Genomic DNA, 20244 nt, shown 5'->3' with positions numbered 1-20244 from the left:
TTTTGCAGAAATAGGCTTCTTTACAATTTTAGTTTTCTTTCCTTTAAAACTCTTAAAATGGATCTTTGATAATGATTTCTTTATCTATGGCTCGTATTACAATTTTCTTGAAGTTGGAAATGTATTTAAGTGTGGTATTATTTGCGCATTTCCTTACTGTACGAAGATAGAACTCAAAATCTTTTATAAATTCAAAATTTAAATCAGAAAATTCTAAATCACTGGCATTATATTTTAATTTGATGAAAGCTGTAACGTGGTTTTTAGTGATACTGAATCTCTCTAGTGTGGCTTCTGTATATCCATTGCCAATTAAGGCTTTCATTTCATCATTGTGTTTTTGAAATTCTTCCAGCACCCGAGCTCTGGGTGTTATTCTTCCCATAACATGATCCATAATCTTTTGAGATGTTATCGGTTTTCCGGTATACATAATTTCTGCTTTGATTTCATGGATTTTAGTAGTTAGTGAATCCAGAAAAAAATTCAGCGATTTAGCATCTTCCTTTGTTCCTACTGCTCTTTCTGTTTTCTGGTTCCAGCGTTCAATGTCCCACTTGCGTCTTGTTGATGCTTCTTTTGGGATACCGTCAACGGTAATTCTGAAATAAACGGTTCTAATGTTACTTTCATGGCGGGGTACTTTCAAAAAGAAAATTAGCCCAAAGCTTTTCTCTAGCATAATTCAATTTATTAGATTAGTAAATGTAGAATTATAACTTTATTCAAACAAGATGTAAACCTGCTTAACCCCTTTGATAACAGGGTTTAAGATGGAATTTTGTGGCACAATTTTAAAAACTCACGCTATGCCATGGATGTGCCATGAAGATTTTGCGTGATATTATAAATATTGAAAAGTAGTATAAAAGAAAAAACCCTGCAAATCGTTTGATTTGCAGGGTTTACCGCTTTTTTTAGGCTTTTTTGAAATCTTTGAAAAGTCTACTTTTTAGCCTTCAGCGGAGAAAGAGGGATTTGACTACCCGTTTCAACGTGTTATATACCAGCTAATTATAATTGAATTTTTATTTGGGTAACCGATTTTATCCCCCTTTTTAATCGTAAATAATTCATTTCATTTGTGAGTTGTAAATATACTAATTTTCAATGAGATATCGAACAGAAAAATAATAACATTGCTAAAAAATGAACTAGTATTTTAAGTGTTTAGTTATGCGTATCTTGATTAAAATTTGTCTAAAATGTTCTTAAATTTTAACCAAAAATCAAGTGAGTTACTTGTTCATATTTTATACCTGAATATGTACAGAACTCATCAATTGTTAGGAACTCATTTTCGAGCTTGTTGAGGTCTTTCTTTATTTTTTGCATCAATCTGGTGCTTTGACGATAACTTTTTCCTGTTATACGCTGTATGTCCTTTGGATAGATGCACACCCTCTGGGTATTTGTTTTCATACTTTATCCTTAACTTTGATATAGCTATGCTATACTTCTGACGTGCAGAAATTCTTTTGCAATTTAGTTATAATTCTTCATACTTATTTATCGTGTTTTTAAGTTCATTTTAGACACTTATGTCATTTTTGGACATATGGTACACTTGTGGTTTTTTCTTTTGAAAAATGCTTTGTAAACTTTGTTTTAATCATTCAAAATGTGGTTGCAACTGATTTGTAGAATGAAGTAGTTTTTAGATGAATGTAGAATTAAATTTCAGAAATTATGGCAAGGCAAAAAGGCATAATTAAATTGAAAGGTACTATTGGAGATATTACTTTTTATAAAACGCAGGATGGACATTTGGCGAGAGAAAAAGGCGGAATTGACGCTGACAGAATCAAGAATGATCCTGCGTTTCAAAGAACACGTGAGAATGGTTCTGAGTTTGGGAGAGCCGGGAAAGCCGGTAAGTTGTTGAGAACAGCTTTGCGAGTATTGTTGTTGAATTCGGCGGATAGCAGAATGGTGAGTCGTTTAACTCAGTCTATGGTGAAAGTCATCCAAGCTGATTCTACGAACGAACGTGGATTGCGTAATGTGATTGATGGTGAGGCGGAATTGTTAGCTGGATTCGAATTTAATATTCGAGGAAAATTAGGTACTAGTTTGTTTGCTCCTTATACAGGAAGTATCGACAGGGTTACTGGGGAAATTAGCGTGGATATTCCCTCTTTTATTCCCTCGAATATGATCGCGGCTCCAGGAGGAACTACCCACTTTAAAATCATCTCAGCCGGGGTTGAAATTGATTTTGAAAATGAAACTTTTGTGGAACAACATGCAGAAACAGCGATTTTGCCATGGGATGTTACGGCAACAGCTGCAATCAACCAAGTAAATACTGTCACTGCAAACAGTACTAAACCGTTGTTTTTGGCTTTAGGACTGGAGTTTTACCAAGAGGTAAACGGAAGTATGTATTCCTTGAAAAACGGTGCTTACAACCCTTTAGCGCTTATCCAAGTTGACGGAGGTGTGTAATCTGAAGTTAGAAGTATGGTTTTGTTTTTAACTAGAACTTATTTCCCTGAAGGAACCAATGGTAAACTCGAATGCGAAGGCAAACTGATTTGTAATACCATTGAATTGCCGTGGAAGAGGAACGAAACGAAGGTTTCCTGTGTTCCGGAAGGGAAATATTTTATAAGAAAGCGATACAGTGCCAAATACAAATGGCATTTAGAATTAGTGGATGTACCCAATAGAAAGTATATTCTTTTTCATCCTGCTAATAATGCTCAAAAGGAATTGCAAGGCTGTATTGCTCCGGTGACTAAACTTTCTGGACCAGGTTTAGGTTTGATGTCCCGAAAAGCTTTTACAAAGTTAAAAGACTTTGTTTATAAGGCTTTAGACAATAAAGAAAGTGTTGAAATATTAATTGAATCTTAATTATTAGATTATGAAAAAAATTATAAATAGAGCTTCAGCTCCCACACCAAAGTTTTTTAAAGTGCTTCGAAATGTTGGTTTGGCTATGGCAGCTATAGGCGGAACGATTATAGCAGCTCCAATCGCATTACCGGTAATAGTAACCACTATTGGCGGTTATGTAGCAGTAGCCGGAGGAGTTTTATCTGCTGCAAGTCAGCTTACCACTACCGATGACAGCCAATAATCATACCTTAATGGGAACTGCCGGAGGCACATTTTTAAGTATAGTACCTAATATTCAATCTGAAGATATTGTAAAGACAGCGGTCTTGGCTACTGTTGGAGCAGTTGTCAGTTTTATGATTTCGTTACTGCTTAAAAGCCTAAATAAGAGGCACAAAAAATAAGTTTAGCCCTAGTTGTGGTGACCTTTGGGTTAGACAAATTGAAAGCCTGGTCGTGAGATCAGGCTTTTTTTGCTTTTAGATTTCACCAAATTGATTAAGTTGTACCTCAACGACTACCACTTCTGAATTGTTACAATACAAATGATTGTATTTAGCAAAATCAATTGCTTTGTTTCTGCTGTCAAAAGCACCAAAAAAGACTCTTGATGCTCTTGATTTCCAATTGTCTGTTTGGAATAATAAAAAAATGCTCATAGGAGTGATTTTAAAGGTTAATTAATCAGTTTTTCTTGCAATAGCGGTATAAAATAACCCTACGCATATCGTTAATAAGATTGATATTCTGGTGGAATTGTTTTTCTTTTTGTTCCAGAAGTTTTAAGGCTGCCACTTGTTTTAGATGCTCATCGTGTTCCTGCATCATCAAACTGGTTTTTAGATTGAATTCTTTTGAAAAACTTTGAAGGCGTAAAAAGGGAATAACTGAACCCACTAAGAATGGATGCCAAAACCTGGTTTTCCATAAGCTGTAAGCCACAAAATAAATATTCTCACAATCTTCTTCATTTTGAAAAATAACTACAAAACTATTGGTAAATGGCTCTTTTTGGGGTTTACCGCTGTTCATACCTTTGTTAAGAATGAATAAATGTGGCTTGTTGTAAACCAAGTCCTTTTTGTGGGTTTTAACGATAAAATTCATCATGGCTTTGGATTTAAGGATTAGCTTTTCTTCTAATTTCCCTACTGTTTCTGATGAATGACCAAGTGCCTCGCTACGCTCTGCACCATTAAATTTTTTCAAAAGAAAAAGAAAAAAAAGAAAGCCGTTCTTCTAGTGTAAGGTTTCAAAAAAGCAGGTTTTTCAGAAAAAATACTACCCTAAATAGAAGTGTTCAGCAGGCAGTTTTTAGTGTTCAGCAAAATATTCAACTGGAAAAATAAGGGTGGAGATTTTTTATGAAACCCGGAGGGCTTGAACTTGCTTTTTTGAATACCTGGAACTTAGCTTTGCTCTCTTTTTTTTATTTTTTATTTTGAAATATCTAATCAAAATTTTCTCGTTTAATTGGATTTTAGCTGAAGAAATGAGTATTGATTTGAAAAATAGACGTCTTCGGAAAGGGTATCCAATTTTTTGGACGGATGGAAATTCCAAAATCAAATAATAAAAACGTTTTTCATCCGGCTGAAAAATTTGATACTCTTTTTTACTATTTGATTTTTGAGGATGCTTGAGTAGTGTTCCGTAAGCAGTGGTTAGTGTATAGTCGGAATGTTGATATGGAAAAGGAAAGCATCTTCAAAAAACAACGCAAATACTTACCTAGTGCGTTGGCAGTAGCGCAGGCAAGGGTATTATTTTTTATTTGTTTATCTGGATGTTCTGATTGTTTTTGTGATAGCTGGTGCCAGAAATAGTGTTCAGTGTTCAGCTTTTAGTGTTCAGAAGTATTTGGGTGAGTAATACAAAGGCATCAGCTATCACGGAAAAAATGTATTTTGATGTTCTGGCAAATAAAAAATAATACTCTTGCAGGGAATTTTGATTTTGTGGGTAATAAAATGGCTTTTACCATAGGCAAATAAACTGAAAATCTAAAGCCATTTTATTACTTACAAAAGCAATGAAAACACTTCCTATTTAAGCACAAAGTAGATAAAAACAGTAAACGCAAACGTTCTTAAAAGCAATGATAATCGTAAAGTTTCAGATGAAATACAGAATATTGTTAAAGACAGTGGCGAAGGACGGTATTTTTTTGTAGCTGGGTGGTGCGATGGGAGCTGCAAAAAATGTTGTCCTGAAGCCACTGGCAAGCGCGTTGGGTGAGCGGCTTTTTTACATAATGTTATTATAGTGCATCCTTAAATTTCATTGGGAGCAGGATAGTTCTTCATGCACTATAATGCCACATTATGTAACTAAGCTTTGGAGAAAAAATTACTGGCATGAGTTGCGAAGCGTACGTGTTTTTGTTTTAGCATTGGACAAGCTCTTTGACTGATGGCTTATCGAATTTTTCTATTTTGAACAAAACGCTTTAGCCAGCAGGCAATGTGCTTGATGTGAGGTGGGGCAAAACCATGACAGTAATTTTTTTAGGAGCGTTGGCAAGGAGTGGCAATTGGAATGAAAATCTTATCGTTTATTATCTTTTTTGTGTTTCCAATCGCAATTTTCAGAATAAATACTCGGTTTGAAATATATTCTGTTAATAATATCCAAAAGTTTATTTGACTTTAGAAGTCCTCCACAATGTTCTGGTTCGGTTGCTATAGTAAAACCACACAGTCTCTCAAATATCCATTTTGTTAAAGGATTATCTATTGAAAGTATATTTTGAATTTCTTCTTTTTTCATATATGTGAATTTTTTACCTTTTCCATTGTAAGGATTATTCAAGGTGAAAAAGTCTAAATCTATGTCGAAATATACTTTGGTTTCATTAGAAGCAATCAGATAGTCTTCAAGTTCTTTATGTGTTTTAAACTTTCTAATTATATGTTTGTTGCCATTTATATCGATAAGTTCTTCATCTTCCCAATTGCTTTCAAAAGTACCTTGTCGGCAGTGAACATAAATATCTCCAATAATATTCAGATATGCAGCAGATAAAATGTGACCGTCATTATTCCCTGCCAATTTAGCCCAACTAAATAAAGCTACTTCGCCATCATTAGATTGATCAAGTTTAGACAGCCACTTCTTTTCTTTTTCACACGGATAACACAAATCTTGATGCCAATCTAAGCTTACTAAACAAGGTGGTTTACCATTTGTATTTTCTCTAGTCCATTTTAGCCAATAAAAAAAAGCATATCGGTGTTCTTGAAAAATGGCTAATTCAGTTACTCCGCTTTTCAAAAATGGATGTGATAAAATTTGTTTAGCGGAACCTGGAGGAACTATGTAGTAAGGATTTCTAAATTTCATAAAGAACTTTATTGACTTGATAATGTGATTTTGGCAATAAAAATTGTTAGAATGATATTTAGCCAAAATTGCCAATTTTCAAGATTAACCATACAAAACGCAGCCGATATACAAATTAATATATTTAATATTAAAATTGTCTGGTTTTTTGGCTTTTTTATTTTAATCCTTTTTTTGCCATTTGTATTGTCAAAATTATGTACACCATAATTTATAGTTTTCTTTGCTGAATCGTCTATTATAGCCCAGCCAATTGAATTACTCCCTAAATCTAAACCTAAATATTTACTCATATTTTTTAAATGAAATTAACGAAATGAAGCAAACGGCAGCATTGATGCTAGGAATACTTGGACTAGGAGCGATTTTTGTGCAGGTGAATGAGATAATTTATTTAAAATTTGTTTTTGTTTTTCTACCCACCTTTTCTACCCACTTATGGTAAAATAGGGATGATTTTCCAATAACCACCTTTATCACTACCTTCTCTACTAAGTAATCCTAAATCTTTTAAAAAATCTATGTTATTATCTATAGCAGAAGCACTTATACCTACAGTTTGTTCTAATTCTTTTTTAGTTACTTTATGATTATTATGAACTTCTCTAAGAATTTTAACTCTATTATCTGTTAGTTTATCTACCCACTTTTCTACCCACTTTTCAAAATCGAAAGGTCTTCTTAATGTAACAGTAAACATTCCATCAGTATTAAATTCTGGAGGAGTTAATCCTTCATCATTCATTACATCTCTAATACGAGTTATTCCTGAACCTATCTGTTCTACTAATCGCATTCTTTCGAATAAACCAAAAATTAATGGATTTCTACTAGCACTTCTTTTACCAAATTCACTTTTTGGTACTGCACTTACTAAGCCACCAGGATTTGATATTTCTACCCGGTCATTAAAAACTTCGATAGTTATTCTGGCTCCCTTATCATAATAATCACGGTGAGCTAAAGAATTTATAATTGTTTCTTTAAAAGCTATTTCTGGGATTTCCCATAGTTCTTTTCTTGGTTTTCCACCTTCTCCTTCAATATCATATCGTACATTTAGTTTTGATTTTAACCAAATCATACTTTTTTGATATTGTTGATATAATGTTCCTGTCATTATTTTATCATCAACAATATATCGTTTATCTGTACCATCAAATGCAACACAACGGATAACTGCTTTATCAAAAAACTTTTCCGGATTACTTCCGAAAAACAAAACAGTACCGTTTTTTAATTGGCCATCATTTGTAATTAGTTTTAAATTGGTAAATAATTGTTCGTCTGAAGTGGCATTTACTAAACCTGCTTCAAATCGAAATGTATTGATATTTTCTTTTGCAATGTCATTTTCTATATTGGCTTCTTTGCAGATGGCATCATCAAAATAAATTTTGTCTGCTTGTTGAAAAAAATCTCTCATTTCTTCAACTGTTGTCAATTTTTGGGAATTTGGACCTTGGCGTACATAAATAGCTCCAGATAAAACATAAGGCTTATTTTGACCTGAAGGAACTTCAATTACTGCTATATCTTTGCCATCTAACTCAACAATATTAAAATCACATTTCAGTACTGGAGATATTTCGTTTATTGAATTTTGTATTGCAGAACGTTTTGCATTATCAATGGTTATCCCTTTGATGGTATTAGCATCGTCAACGCCAATTAAAACAACACCTCCTGAAGCATTTGCAAAAGCACAAACTTCTTCGGTGATTTCTTTTATTTTACTTGGAATACTTACTTTGAATTCGGCATTGTAGCCTTCTCCAGAAGCTATTATTGACTTTATTTCGGTTGGATTGAGCATTTTATTTTATTAATTCTTATCAAATGTATGACAAAAAATCATTTTCTTAAAGACTTATACTTTCTAGTAATTATTTTATAAAGTTTTTGTAGCAATTCTTCTTTATTTATAAAGTTGATTTGAGATAAAAGATTGTAATTTGAAACTATCGTAAGTTTCATTAATTGATTAATATTCTTTTTGTTCCAAAAATATAGCTTACCATTTATTCTATAAATAAAGCCCTCGAAAGTTGTAATTCCATTTTTATACTTCACAACACTGAAAACATTACAATTGATGTTTTTAATTTCATCAGGATGTAAAATTTCCATTTCATTTATCATTTGGTTAAACTCAAATTTTCTATTTGACTTCAACATTCTTCCTTTTCTTTCGGTTTTATAAACTTCTTGCGAAAAATTAATATTCCCTAGTTGTAACAACCAACAGTTATTCTTTTTAAGTTTCCCAAGGTTTATTTTATTTTTTACAACAAACTCCTTTAGTAGATATTCTTGAACTATAGCATTTTTTCGTAAAAAACGAAAAAATTTAAAAGATGACATTTCAAAAAATGGCTCATAAGGATTAATGTTATCAATATCCTTGACATTATCATCTTTTTTGTGAAAGTCAAACGCTTTTTTATGGGCTACATACATCAAAGTATAGTGAATACCATTTTCACCAAAACTGAATGTATATTTTTCACGGTTATCGTTAGGTTGGGTATAAAAGAAGAAGTTAGGAAATTCCAAAATAGTAATACTTTAAATTAATTTAAATCTTCATCATCAAAATAAAAACTAACATCCTCATTTCCTAAACAATCCAAAAATTCAATTCTTTCCTCTAAATTTTCTGTTTCTTCATATAAAACATCAAGCTCACCATCAAGATTTAAAGCTGTTAATCTATTGAGAATACATTTTATATAAAAATTACCATCATAATTATCAAAATCAAGAGGTTTGATTTCTTTCAAGAATTCTTTTAAAAGTAAATTATCATCATTTATCAATTTTATTAATAATTCTTTTTGAATACGATTTTCAAATTCAAAATCAAACTGTTCCATTATGAAAATCTTGTAAGCTTTTGAGAGATATCTAATTTCATAAACAAATATTCCCAATCTATGAGCTTCATTCCTAAGTATATCATATTGCTCAGTTACAATTGATTTGACTGTTTCTCCGATGAATTTCTTTATTTGAACTTGATTTTTAGTCACATTGAGAAATTCATTTTTTATTTCAATGTTTAAATATTTATTAATGAATTCGATTAATATTTGTTTCTCTTTGTCGTATCGTTGAGGTTCTTTGTTAGTAAAACGATCATAACGCATTTCATTATAAAAATTCCCAAGTATCTGAATTAATCTTCCTTTAGGTTTTGATTTTTTAAGAGTATATTTTTTTTGAATTCGTTGAATTAAACCTTGATGATTATGATTTCTAATACTTTCAAAAAAACTTTCTTGATTTATATCGTCATTGTGCTCAATCAAGATTATATTGATTTTTAATAATCTCTCAATTCCAACTGATAAATTATAAAGAAACTCAAATATTTCTTCCTCGTGATAAAAAGTTTCCATCTTATCAAAAATGGAAAGTGAATTATAAATGAAGTTTCCTGACACTTGCAGTTCTGTGCCTAGGTTAAAATTTTTCCAAAAAGTTGATCCATCCATACAGCTAGTTTTCTTTAGGATGTTTTTTTTCTTTTACAATTATATTAATGTTCTGTGTTTCTACTGATATTTTTTCTTTTTTATCTGAAGCAACTGGATTAAAAATTTGAACTAATGCAAATAGTAAGAAAATTATAAATAGAAGAGACAAAATCCATTTTAAAATTAAAACTAAGCCTTCAAGTTTTCTTATTTTAGTCCATATCTTTATAAAATCTTCTTTAAAATCAGCATAAACTTTTTCATATCCATTTTTAATTTCATCCTCTTCTTTCTTGACATCTGATTTTAAACAAAGAATATTGTAATCTGTTATAGATAATACTTTAAAAGCAATGAATGTGTAGAGTAAATATGCAATAACTATCAAAATAAGTATCCAAGGCTTATCTTTCACTTGATAACTAGCAAATGCTGTTGCTCCAAAAGTTAAAGGAAATGAAACAATTTGTTTACTTACTGTATCGATACTCTTTTCTAAACTTTCAAAATATTTATTTCGCTCTTCTTTAAATTTCGATTTTATCTTATCGATAGCAAAATCCAAAACATAACTTTCATAATCTTTTGCAGTTAGATTAAGTAATAGTTTTAAACTTTTGGTTAACTCAAAAAATCTGTCTTTTATATCAGTACTATGTATGCTGTTTATGATTACATCTTTGAAAAATTGAATAAATTCTTTCTTTACAAATTCGGTTTTAAGCTCTTCTATAAATGGTTTAATATCTTCATTCGAAATTTTTCTTTTTTCAAGTAAATTATATCCTATATGAAAAGCTCCTTTCTCTTTTCCAATTATTACAAACTGCTTACTTAAATTATCATGATAAGGTGTAAACTCATTTTTTGAAATCAAAAATTCTTGTAATTCTCTATGCTGAACATAGTTGAACATATCAGCTTTTTCTATTGTAAATTCTTCATCAATCTCTTTGAATAAAATCTTTGTCTCAAAATCAAGTATTATAATATTGGAATTAGTAAAAGCATCTTTGTAATATTCGTAATCACGTAAATAATTATCGTAATCAAAATAGAAAAAAGTATTCTTTAATTTACAACTAGTAAGCTTTATTTCTATTTCACCGTTAAGTAACTCATTAATAGTTTTAAAAATCTTTTTTGCTATTTCTAAACTTGAGGGATAATTATTTTCAATCTTAAATCTCAAATTACTACCATCAAATACCAATGAATTCTTTGCAATATCATTATTTAATATTGATAGAAATTCGTTTATAATAGTTTTAAGAGTTTCGTTGCTGCTCATATTGCTTTTTTATCTGGTCAACTAATTTTTTTGATTTGATAATTATTGTTTCACCATCTGCTTTAAATTCTTCTGAGTTAATTTTTAAATAATCAACATTTAGAGTTATACCGGGTATTGTAGCAATAATTGTTACCAACCCTTTCCATCTTTTGCTATCTCTTTTGAATTCAGGATCAATAGTCAAATCATTTTTTACAGCAAATTCAAAAAACTTATTCTCGTTTTCTTCACCATAAAATTGTTTACCCAAATCCCTCATGCTTATTATCTTATCTTTTCTCAAATTTACACTATCATATACCGCTTTTTGAAAACTACTTCTTGTATACATTTCCTTACCATCTTCATCTGTTGGTATATCTATTGTTTTTATTATTGAAACAAAACTTGCAGTGTTCTTAGAATTTTTAATTAAACCACCAGCAGAAACCCAATCAATAAAATAACCTGAAGCAATTCCATCCTTTTGTGTTGAGATTATTGCCAAATAATTTTTGTTCGGATCGTTCGCTAAAAATAAATCATAATTCAATCTAAATGCCATTGCAATTTTATCAATATTTATATTTTCAGTTCCATCAACTTTGAATACATTTCCTTGTTTAAAAATGTTTATTCCATTTTTCTTTCTTAATAATACAACAGAAATATATCTTTTGTTTACGACTTCATAATCGACAAAAAGATAATATCCTCCAGTTGCAAAAGGTTCTTTTTCTATCTTTGATTTTAAATCATCTAAACTCTTAGAAAATATATAGAAATCATCATTTTCATTAGAAGAAAGATAGTCATTAAGTGAATTTGTAAATAAATTTGTCTCATTATCTTTAAACCTTGTATTCTTTAAAGAAGGACTTTCTGAAATTGATTTATGTATTTCATTGACTAACGAATTTGAAAATTCATCAACAACTAAAATTTGATCAGAATAATCAATATTTACAACTTCTGTTATGTTTGCTTCTTTTTCAATATAATGTATTGTGTAATTATTTATTTTAATTTCCATATTTGCAAAAATAGTGTTGAGATTTAGACAACTAAAATATACAAAATATATTGCTTTTTATCGTTATAGCCATTATTTATTAATCAAATTGTAATAAATGATGTCAATTTATACATTTTAATTAAGTTTTCATAGTCTCCTTCCAATTGTCCAATTTCAATAAATGCAATATCATTAGCGAAAGCTTTTTCTCCGATTAGATGTTCGATATGAACGTAAACTGCTTCACGAAGTCTTGGGTTATCTTTGTGGACAATGTAGTTTTTGAGTAATACTTTTATTCCTAAATCGGTTGGTTTATTTGGGTTTTCTAGTGGAATGAAATACATTTCGCTTATTCGTAAAGTGATGCCATAATATTCTAGTGGTTTGTCGGTGCCGTTTTCGAATTTGGTTAGGTTGGTTTCGGGTTGAAGGAATGCGATAATTTTCCAACGCTCTATAACTGGGGCATGATGAACTAGTAATTCTACTTCTTTGAATAGGTATGGATTTCCGTTTGCGGTGATGATTAATTCTGCTTCGTTTGTTTTGTTTTTGATGATGAGGTCTAGGTCTTTATTGTATTGATGGAGTTTCTCGATTAGTTTGTCGAAATGGGTTTTTATTTCGTCTTTTGAGATTTCGTTTAGAAATAGGAAAACGAAGTTGTTTTGTTGGAAATAGTTCCAGAAGTTGGTTATATGGTTCATTTGGTTATTTGAAAGGTTCTCGATACATTTTTTGTTCCATTTCATTGCACAAAAAACACTCGAACTGACGTTAGCGTTTGTCTTGTGTTGATTTATCATAAGCTATTAAGTTTACCATCTACTCATGCTTTATTATTGTTTTTTTTTGGTGTTCGTGATTATGCAATTTATTTACGTCTGTCTTTAGCGAAATTGTCGAATGCTATTAAATTGCATAATTCTCTCAATCGTGAACGAACGCGGTTGCCGTAGTGCTTTTCAATTTCGGTGGCGGATAGGTTTGTGGTGATGTGAGTGAATAGTTTTTTTGAAATGAATAGATCGTATCTGCTTAATAGAATTTCTGCCATTACATTGCATTCGTTTCCGAAATATTTTAGATTGTTTTCTGTTCCTAAATCGTCGAAACAATAGGTTCTTGGTTCTGATTGGTAGAGTTTTCCATTACTATATTTGTGGATTATTTGGTAGCCGTCCTGGATAAATTCGAAGCTTATATCTCGGCAAGGTTTTACGAAAAACTTGTGTTCTGTTGCTGTTAGGAATTTCATTAAATTCATCAATGATGTTTTTCCGCATCCAATTGGTCCGGTTAATAATATTCCCTTGTTGAGGTTTATTCCGTATTGAAAACACGTAGGCTCGTCTTTTAAAAAATAGGCAATTAGCTTGTAAACTATTGGATAATCGGTTTCAAGGATTTTGAAATGATTGCCGTAGAGTTCAATTCCTTTAGCTTCGAGCCAATTGATTACTTCCGGATAGTTGTAATGAGATTTTATTTCGTTTTCCATAGAATATATTTGAGATTGCTTCGTTCCTCGCAATGACAGCTACAACGGTTCTGAATAGTCTTTGTCGGTTGTTGTGTTGAGTTGTTTTGCTCTGTAAGGTTGTTCTGCATTTGAAATGAATTTTGGTGCGTTAATCATCCAATTTTGTGCTGCTGCTTGCCAATCGACCATTGGTGTTTTGCCACCGACTAACCAACCGACACTTTTGAAGTAATTGAAGAATTTTTGTGCTTCTTGTTCTGGGAAGTTATTTTCTTGGAAATAGGTTTTGATTTCTTCGATTGATGGCTGTAACTTTTCTTCTTTTTTCGCGGAACTTTTTTCTTCTTTTTGAGTTCTCTCGACTGCGCTCGATGTGACGATTTTATTTTCATCTAAGATTGCTTCATTCTTCGCAATGACTTTTGATTGCTTTTCCAAGTTTGAAACGTTTTTTTCGTTTAAAATGTTTGTATTGTTTATATAGTTTATAGAAGGTACTACTGCTTGTTCAGTACCTGTCTCACTACTAGTACAAGACTTGTTCAAAGCTTGTTCAGAAACATGTTCATTAAGTGGTTCATTTTTTGATTTTCTCTCGGATTTGGGTTGTGGTTTTAAATCTTCGGAAAAGTTGAATAAAATGACATGGCTTCCTTTGAATGGATTGTATGATGGTTCGTAATTGATATAACCCAAACTATGCAAGTTCTTCAGGCATTTGTGATAGGTTGCTTTGGAACTGATTTTGCTTATTCGCATTACTTCATCACGATTAATACTGATTGGGTTTTTGAAGCGATTACAATTCCAAAATTGGAATAGTGCAATGTATAAGCTAACGTGTGTTGGATTGAGTGTTTTATCAATGGCTACTTTCTCAAAGAAACCAGTGAGATGCTTTATGTAATTCATTTGGATTATTATTTGAACAGAGTAGATAATGCTTTTACCTTATTCCCATTTAATAACTTATCTATATCTGAATTGTCATAGTACATGATACCACCTATTTTGGTATAGGTTAGAGTTCCGTTGATGCGGAGGTTTTGGAGTGTTCCGGGAGAGATGTTTAACAGTTTACGGACTTCATTGGATTTGAGCCACTGTTTTGTTTGTTGCGGTTTGGATTGAATGATTTCTTTTAAATCTTTCAAAAGAAGACTACGGAATTCGTTTAAGTCCTCGCGAGTAATAACTTCGACAGCCATAACGTATATTTTAGATTGTTATGGCACAAATTTGTGAAGTTTGGTTTGTTTTATTTCACAACGGAGTTTGTGTTGTGAACGATTTTTGTTTAAATGGCTTCATCTGATTTTTCCATTCGTTTTAATAAAGCTTCATTTAAAGTTGTAATGAATTTTGATTTTTCACTTTTTCTTGCCCTGATTTCAAGGAATACACGACGGTATTGTCCTAAATCAATATCGAAAGTATGTTCAAAATAATCAGCAATATCTTTTAAATCGGCAGCTCCATTATTGAAAACTCCTTCGGTATGTAAGGCATACATTAATTCAATTAAAGCTACTTTTGAGCCTGTCCACATTAATTTCACGTTGGGTTTGCGTTGTGATTTATCCCCAAGGTCTTTATTCTCTATCATAATCAACTGGTCTTCGAGGTATAATTGTATTAAATCGTTTGCTAGAATTCTAGCTACTTTAAAATCATGGGAGGTAGAAAACGAACTATCAGTTTCAAAGTAATAGCTATCTAAAGCTAGTTTTATATCGTATCTTCCTCTAAGGAAATATTTGTAATCAAGGTAGGAACTACCGGAACGGTAATATTTGTAAAAATCTAATTCGTTGTCAAAATAAGCTTTTAATTTTTGTAATTCATTGTGATAGTATTTCTTTAAAATGCGATTACCACCATTTGGCCTTTTCATTTCGATTTTATACACAATGTTGAAATAAATCAGTTTTGAAGTGAATTGCGGTTTTAAATCTTTGAAAAAATGAATTTCTTCGGTTTCGGATTTGAACCCCGTTTTAACTACTAACTTTTTCATGTTTGCAATTGCAATTAAAATGACTTCAATTGCCTTTTCGCATTTTTTAATTTGGTTATCTATTTCTAAATCAATGAAATTTAGTTGTTCATTTAAGTTTTTAAGTACTAGATTTATTTTTGAATTCAATCTTAATTGTTTTTAAAAGTTAACTTCAAAATATATAATTATTGATTCACTTCATGATATACAAGAATTTTCTTTAGTAAATTATTTGCTAATTAAGTGCTGGAGTATTAAACCCAGCATTTAATTAGTATTAAGTTAATATGTAAAAAATTAAAATATTTATTGTAAAGTGTAATCCCTTACATCTACCTCACATAGTCTGAAATATCCAAAAGCAAAATTGTCAAAGTTGGTCTGATTAATGATATTACCTCTTACGGCAGTTGGTGTAGATTGAAATGGACTTCCATCATTGCCAGAAGCAATAATTAATTTATTGAAATAATCAAAATATTTTTTGGAAATACCATATACTCTGATGTTTACGATGTTTCCTGAAGATAAGTCTTCATTAGAATAATAAATTGGAATTAAATTTCCTTGAAAAAAATTATCATCATCTAATTGATATTCCGGAAAAGGGGAGTTATTGGGTTTAAAACTACTTAAATAATAATTTTCCTGAGTACTATTATCTTGAAAATAAGCCGTTATTCCAATTTCATCACCTGCAATACCACCAGAATTGTCCTGATTTATATTGTTTTCAATATTTGGGACACTTATCATTTTTTCAGTAGCAGTATACGTTTCTCCATTTAAAGCAATAGTTAGTGTATATGTTTCTCCTATTACTGGTTGAAAATCAGAGCATATATATTCGCCTGTGTCAGAGTTTTCAATAAAATTAAAAATCATTCCTGTAGAATTTGTGACAATCACATTAGCCCCTGAAACCGTTGGAAATGTTTCATCATAATATCCTGTAGTAGTTGATAATTTGATTTTTTGTTCGTTACCAGTTGTATTTTTAACCCAATCAATTGATGCATCTATAACTAGTTTTGGAGTTTCAGTTTTTAAGTCGACATCAATTACATCTTCACAACTGGTGAAGAATACAATTATTATTAATGATAGAACTGTTTTTATTGTTTTCATGATAATTCTTTAGAATTTATAATTATACGTTACACTTGGAATAATACCGAATATCGAAGTTCTCCTTGCTTCGCTTAATCCCGAATCTATGTTTTGACCAAAAGAGAAAGAAGCTGCGTTACTTCTATTATACACATTGTAAATACTGAATACCCATTCTCCTTGCCAACCTTTGTTTTTATCTGGTTTTGGAATATAAGTAGCAGACAGATCTAAATGATGATATGGAGTTAGAGAATCATCATTACGAATTCCGTAGTTGGCAATCGTAATTCCTTGATATTCATATTTGCCAACAGGAAAAGTTGCTGCTCTACCTGTTTGATAAGTAAAGATTCCTCCAAATGACCATTTATTGTTAAATTGATAGGTAGCCGTTAATGATAGATTATGTAATTTGTCATAGTTTGCTCTATACCACTTTCCATTATTAATTCCGGGTTCAGATGAATTACGACCAGGTGTTCTTTGTTCTGCTTTTGAAAGAGTATATGATAACCAACCGGTTAATTTACCAGTGTTTTTTTTCAGCATTAATTCCAAACCATAAGAACGGGCTTCACCATTTAACATCACACGCTCAATAGCTTCATTAGCGACCAAATCTGCTCCATCTATATAATCTGCTTTATTTTTTACGGTTTTATAAAAAACTTCTGTTTCTAATGAATAAGCGTCATCTTTAAAATTCTGAAAGTATCCGACGGCAAACTGATCTAAGATTTCAGGTTTTAAATATTGATCGCTTGGTGCCCAAATATCAAGTGGGGAAACTGAAGCTGTATTAGAAATTAAATGAACGTATTGGCTCATTCGATTATAACTGGCTTTAACCGATTGATTATCGTTTAAAGAATAAGCAATTGACACTCTGGGTTCAAGGTTATCAAAACTGGCTAGTTTTTCATTACTATCATATTTTTTTGTGCCAATTGGTGTTGCTTCTTCATAAATTTGAAAATCAGGATTAAATACTACAGCTTGATTGTTTTCATAAATATTAATTTCTTCTTTTCCTAATCTTAGAAAATTACTATAACGGAGACCATAATTGATAGATAATTTATCAGAAATCTTATGTTCGGCATTTATATAGAAAGCATTTTCAAAAGCATATTTACGGTTTATCTGAGTTGGATTTATACCTGAAGTCTCATCCAAAGGAGTAATTGTTCCGGGGTTAAATTTATAATAGATTGAATTTAAACCATAATTAAGGGTTAAATTATTAGAAATATAATGTTTAAAATCATATTTGAAGTTATAATTTTTTATATCTGATTCCCAATCAATACCGATGAATTTTAATTCAAAACCATAGTTGTATTCACTATAAATAGCTGAAGCATTTGAAAATAATTTGTCTGAATAAATATGATTCCACCTGGCGTTAAAAAGGGTATTGCCGTAATTATTTACAAAATCATTTCCGAAATTTAGTTTATCATTTCCGAAATAACCCGAAATAAAGATATTATTCTTATCATTAAATTTGTAATTGAACTTAGTGTTTAAATCATAAAAATATGCTGAGTTTGGTTCGTCTGCCAATTTTAAAAACAAATGTGCGTATGAACCTCTACCAGCAATAACAAAAGAACTTTTATCTTTTACTATTGGAGCTTCTATCAATAGTCTGCTAGATACTGCACCAATTCCTCCATTGGCATGAAATTCATTTTTATTTCCTTCCTTTTGATAAATATCTAAAACCGAAGAAATTCTTCCTCCATAGTTAGCAGGAATTCCTCCTTTATATAATTTTAAATCCTTTATAACATCCGAATTAAATACAGAAAAAAAACCAAAAACATGTGATGTATTGTACACAATTGCTTCATCTAATAAAACTAAATTTCCATCCACTGATCCTCCTCTAACATTGAATCCTGTTGCCCCCTCCTGAGCATTAGTGACACCTGGTAATTGTAAGGCTGCTTTTAAGACATCGACTTCTCCTAGAACAGCGGGCATTTTTTTAATTGTCGATATTGAGAGTTTATTAGTACTCATTTCAGGTTTTCTTATGTTTGCCTTTTTGGTATTGGCAGTTATAACTACTTCATCAAGATTTTTACTTTCAGAAGTAAGTGTGAAATCTTTTCGGGTACTTCGCGTTAAAGAAATTTTTTCTTCTATAGTTACATATCCCATATAGCTAATGGAAATAGTATAATCACCCTTAGGGACTGTTATTGAATAAAACCCATAATTATTAGTTACAACACCCGTTTTTGATTCTTTGATGTAAATATTTACGCCTAATAGTGTTTCGTTATTTTCGACATCAGAAATTGCCCCACTTAAGGTGACTTTCTCCTGAGAATTTGCATGAATTATAAATGCTAAAATGAATAACATGCATAACTTAATTTGATCTTTCATTTTTTTGTTTTTTGATTTCTATCGGCTAAACTATATTTTAATGAAATTGTCATTTTTGTTATTATACCAAACGGATTATTTTTTATACCAAATTGTATTGTTAAAGGATTGATAGGCTACTAAAAAAAAATGATTAAAACTCTTTTAAATAACTTTGTATAAAAAGGGAAGGCTTTTGTATAAAAAAAATATTCTAACTGAATAAGAAATTAATTTTGCGGAACGATAAAAAGGATATTATGTGTAAAAATTTGGACGATAAACAAAGAAGAGAGTATCATATTATTCAATTTTTAACCGATAGTAAATACAGGTTAAAAAGGCATTTAATAATGATTGCTTTTTTTGTGCTGGCAATTTTCAATACAACACCCGAATATACTGAACCAACGGAGACCATCAGTAGAATTATTACCGTGCTGCTTTTTCTTATGCTGATTTATACCAATATGTATTTTTTGGTACCTAAACTTCTTCTCAAAAATCAATATATAAGATATGGATTGTCAATTTTTGGTTTGCTTATTATTGCTAACGGAATAAATTATATTAGCCAATATGTTTATACAAATGAAGTAAGACTCGAAGCAGATAAAGGAAATATTAATGTTCTGCCTTTTTCAATTGTGATTCTAGTAGTTGTTTCAGCTTCTGCAGCTATTAAATTGTTTCAACAATGGATGCTGGATACTAAAATTATAAATGAACTTGAAAATTCTAAAACTTTAGTTGAACTCGAACAGCTAAAAAATCAAATAAACCCACATTTTCTATTCAATATGCTTAATAATACTAATGTGCTTATTAAAAAAGATCCGGAAAGGGCTTCTGACGTTTTAATGAAATTAAGTGATTTGTTGCGTTATCAATTGTATGACAGTACAAGAGAAAAAGTGTTATTGACTTCTGATATTCATTTTTTGGAAGATTTTTTAAATTTAGAAAAGGTAAGACGAGATAATTTCGATTTTTTAATTTCGAAAGAAGGAAACATAAATGGAGTTCAGATTCCACCACTTTTATTTATTTCATTCGTAGAAAATGCAGTCAAACATAATAATGATTCATCTAAATTATCTTTTGTAAATTTGTATTTTAGTGTACAAAACAATATTCTGTTATTCAGATGTGTTAATTCAAAACCTTTATTAAAGGCAATAAAATCCAATTCAGGAGGTTTAGGATTAGTGAATATCAAGAGAAGATTGGAACTTTTATTTGCAACTTCTTACACATTGAAGATCAAAGATGAAACAGATACGTATACTGTTGAACTTGAAATAATATTATAAT

The 20244-nt window shown here is 30.7% G+C and carries 22 protein-coding genes; 5 read left to right on the top strand and 17 right to left on the bottom strand.

What is annotated here, in order from left to right; translation table 11 throughout:
* Positions 1–52 precede the first annotated feature (52 nt).
* On the bottom strand, positions 53–682 hold the full coding sequence (locus B6A10_RS16415; protein WP_317172033.1) for a phage integrase SAM-like domain and Arm DNA-binding domain-containing protein: 630 nt from the start codon (positions 680–682) through the stop codon (positions 53–55).
* A gap of 1007 nt (positions 683–1689) precedes the next feature.
* Between B6A10_RS16415 and B6A10_RS11830 the strand changes: the two genes are divergently transcribed.
* From B6A10_RS11830 to B6A10_RS11815, 4 genes are read left to right on the top strand one after another with little or no spacing between them, the layout of a single operon-like run.
* A complete protein-coding gene (locus B6A10_RS11830) occupies positions 1690–2448 on the top strand; it encodes a hypothetical protein (RefSeq protein WP_188221035.1) in 759 nt (252 codons plus the stop codon).
* A gap of 15 nt (positions 2449–2463) precedes the next feature.
* Entirely contained in the window at positions 2464–2859 is a 396-nt protein-coding gene (locus B6A10_RS11825) for a DUF5675 family protein (RefSeq protein ID WP_188221034.1), read from the top strand.
* 10 nt (positions 2860–2869) lie between these two features.
* Positions 2870–3085: a hypothetical protein gene (locus B6A10_RS11820; RefSeq protein WP_188221033.1), complete on the top strand. Its 216-nt coding sequence runs from the start codon at positions 2870–2872 to the stop codon at positions 3083–3085.
* Positions 3072–3248, top strand: coding sequence for a hypothetical protein (locus tag B6A10_RS11815; RefSeq protein ID WP_188221032.1), 177 nt, complete (start codon positions 3072–3074; stop codon positions 3246–3248). The genes B6A10_RS11820 and B6A10_RS11815 overlap by 14 nt, the downstream gene beginning before the upstream one ends.
* A 75-nt stretch (positions 3249–3323) precedes the next feature.
* Here B6A10_RS11815 and B6A10_RS11810 read toward each other — a convergent pair whose 3' ends face one another.
* From B6A10_RS11810 to B6A10_RS11735, 16 genes are all read right to left on the bottom strand, one after another.
* The gene (locus B6A10_RS11810) at positions 3324–3503 is read right to left on the bottom strand and encodes a hypothetical protein (RefSeq protein WP_188221031.1); all 180 of its coding nucleotides are present in this window, start codon (positions 3501–3503) and stop codon (positions 3324–3326) included.
* A 25-nt stretch (positions 3504–3528) separates the two neighbouring features.
* Complete coding sequence (locus B6A10_RS11805) at positions 3529–4053, bottom strand: DUF6943 family protein (protein ID WP_238929397.1); 525 nt, start codon at positions 4051–4053, stop codon at positions 3529–3531.
* A 1338-nt stretch (positions 4054–5391) separates the two neighbouring features.
* Positions 5392–6186: a UPF0489 family protein gene (locus B6A10_RS11800; protein ID WP_188221030.1), complete on the bottom strand. Its 795-nt coding sequence runs from the start codon at positions 6184–6186 to the stop codon at positions 5392–5394.
* A gap of 8 nt (positions 6187–6194) precedes the next feature.
* Complete coding sequence (locus B6A10_RS11795) at positions 6195–6479, bottom strand: hypothetical protein (protein WP_188221029.1); 285 nt, start codon at positions 6477–6479, stop codon at positions 6195–6197.
* Positions 6480–6622: 143 nt separating this feature from the next.
* On the bottom strand, positions 6623–8002 hold the full coding sequence (locus B6A10_RS11790; protein ID WP_188221028.1) for an ATP-binding protein: 1380 nt from the start codon (positions 8000–8002) through the stop codon (positions 6623–6625).
* 38 nt (positions 8003–8040) lie between these two features.
* Complete coding sequence (locus B6A10_RS11785) at positions 8041–8742, bottom strand: hypothetical protein (RefSeq protein WP_188221027.1); 702 nt, start codon at positions 8740–8742, stop codon at positions 8041–8043.
* A gap of 17 nt (positions 8743–8759) precedes the next feature.
* Positions 8760–9683: a hypothetical protein gene (locus tag B6A10_RS11780; protein ID WP_188221026.1), complete on the bottom strand. Its 924-nt coding sequence runs from the start codon at positions 9681–9683 to the stop codon at positions 8760–8762.
* Between the two features lie 4 nt (positions 9684–9687).
* Positions 9688–10956 (bottom strand): hypothetical protein, encoded by a 1269-nt coding sequence (locus B6A10_RS11775; protein WP_188221025.1) that lies wholly within the window; start codon positions 10954–10956, stop codon positions 9688–9690.
* On the bottom strand, positions 10934–11971 hold the full coding sequence (locus B6A10_RS11770) for a nucleoid-associated protein (RefSeq protein WP_188221024.1): 1038 nt from the start codon (positions 11969–11971) through the stop codon (positions 10934–10936). Before B6A10_RS11770 ends, B6A10_RS11775 begins: the two co-directional genes overlap by 23 nt.
* Positions 11972–12054: 83 nt before the next feature.
* A complete protein-coding gene (locus tag B6A10_RS11765; RefSeq protein ID WP_188221023.1) occupies positions 12055–12663 on the bottom strand; it encodes a hypothetical protein in 609 nt (202 codons plus the stop codon).
* A 167-nt stretch (positions 12664–12830) separates the two neighbouring features.
* A complete protein-coding gene (locus tag B6A10_RS11760; protein ID WP_188221022.1) occupies positions 12831–13457 on the bottom strand; it encodes a P-loop NTPase family protein in 627 nt (208 codons plus the stop codon).
* A gap of 39 nt (positions 13458–13496) precedes the next feature.
* A complete protein-coding gene (locus tag B6A10_RS11755; RefSeq protein ID WP_188221021.1) occupies positions 13497–14351 on the bottom strand; it encodes a transcriptional regulator in 855 nt (284 codons plus the stop codon).
* 8 nt (positions 14352–14359) lie between these two features.
* On the bottom strand, positions 14360–14647 hold the full coding sequence (locus B6A10_RS11750) for a helix-turn-helix domain-containing protein (RefSeq protein ID WP_188221020.1): 288 nt from the start codon (positions 14645–14647) through the stop codon (positions 14360–14362).
* Positions 14648–14736: 89 nt separating this feature from the next.
* Positions 14737–15585: an RteC domain-containing protein gene (locus B6A10_RS11745; RefSeq protein WP_188221019.1), complete on the bottom strand. Its 849-nt coding sequence runs from the start codon at positions 15583–15585 to the stop codon at positions 14737–14739.
* 159 nt (positions 15586–15744) lie between these two features.
* Positions 15745–16566 carry a DUF4249 family protein gene (locus tag B6A10_RS11740; RefSeq protein ID WP_188221018.1) on the bottom strand — a complete coding sequence of 274 codons (822 nt, stop codon included), beginning with the start codon at positions 16564–16566 and terminating at the stop codon, positions 15745–15747.
* Between the two features lie 9 nt (positions 16567–16575).
* The gene (locus tag B6A10_RS11735) at positions 16576–18951 is read right to left on the bottom strand and encodes a TonB-dependent receptor (RefSeq protein WP_188221017.1); all 2376 of its coding nucleotides are present in this window, start codon (positions 18949–18951) and stop codon (positions 16576–16578) included.
* Between the two features lie 251 nt (positions 18952–19202).
* On the opposite strand from B6A10_RS11735, the gene B6A10_RS11730 reads away from it, so the two are divergent.
* Positions 19203–20243 (top strand): sensor histidine kinase, encoded by a 1041-nt coding sequence (locus tag B6A10_RS11730; protein WP_238929396.1) that lies wholly within the window; start codon positions 19203–19205, stop codon positions 20241–20243.
* The last annotated feature ends 1 nt before the right edge of the window (position 20244 follow it).

The organism is Flavobacterium pokkalii, from assembly GCF_014596575.1.
Lineage (GTDB): Bacteria > Bacteroidota > Bacteroidia > Flavobacteriales > Flavobacteriaceae > Flavobacterium > Flavobacterium pokkalii.
The sequence above is the reverse complement of the archived record's forward strand: the minus strand, read 5'-3'. Positions and strand labels throughout refer to the sequence as shown.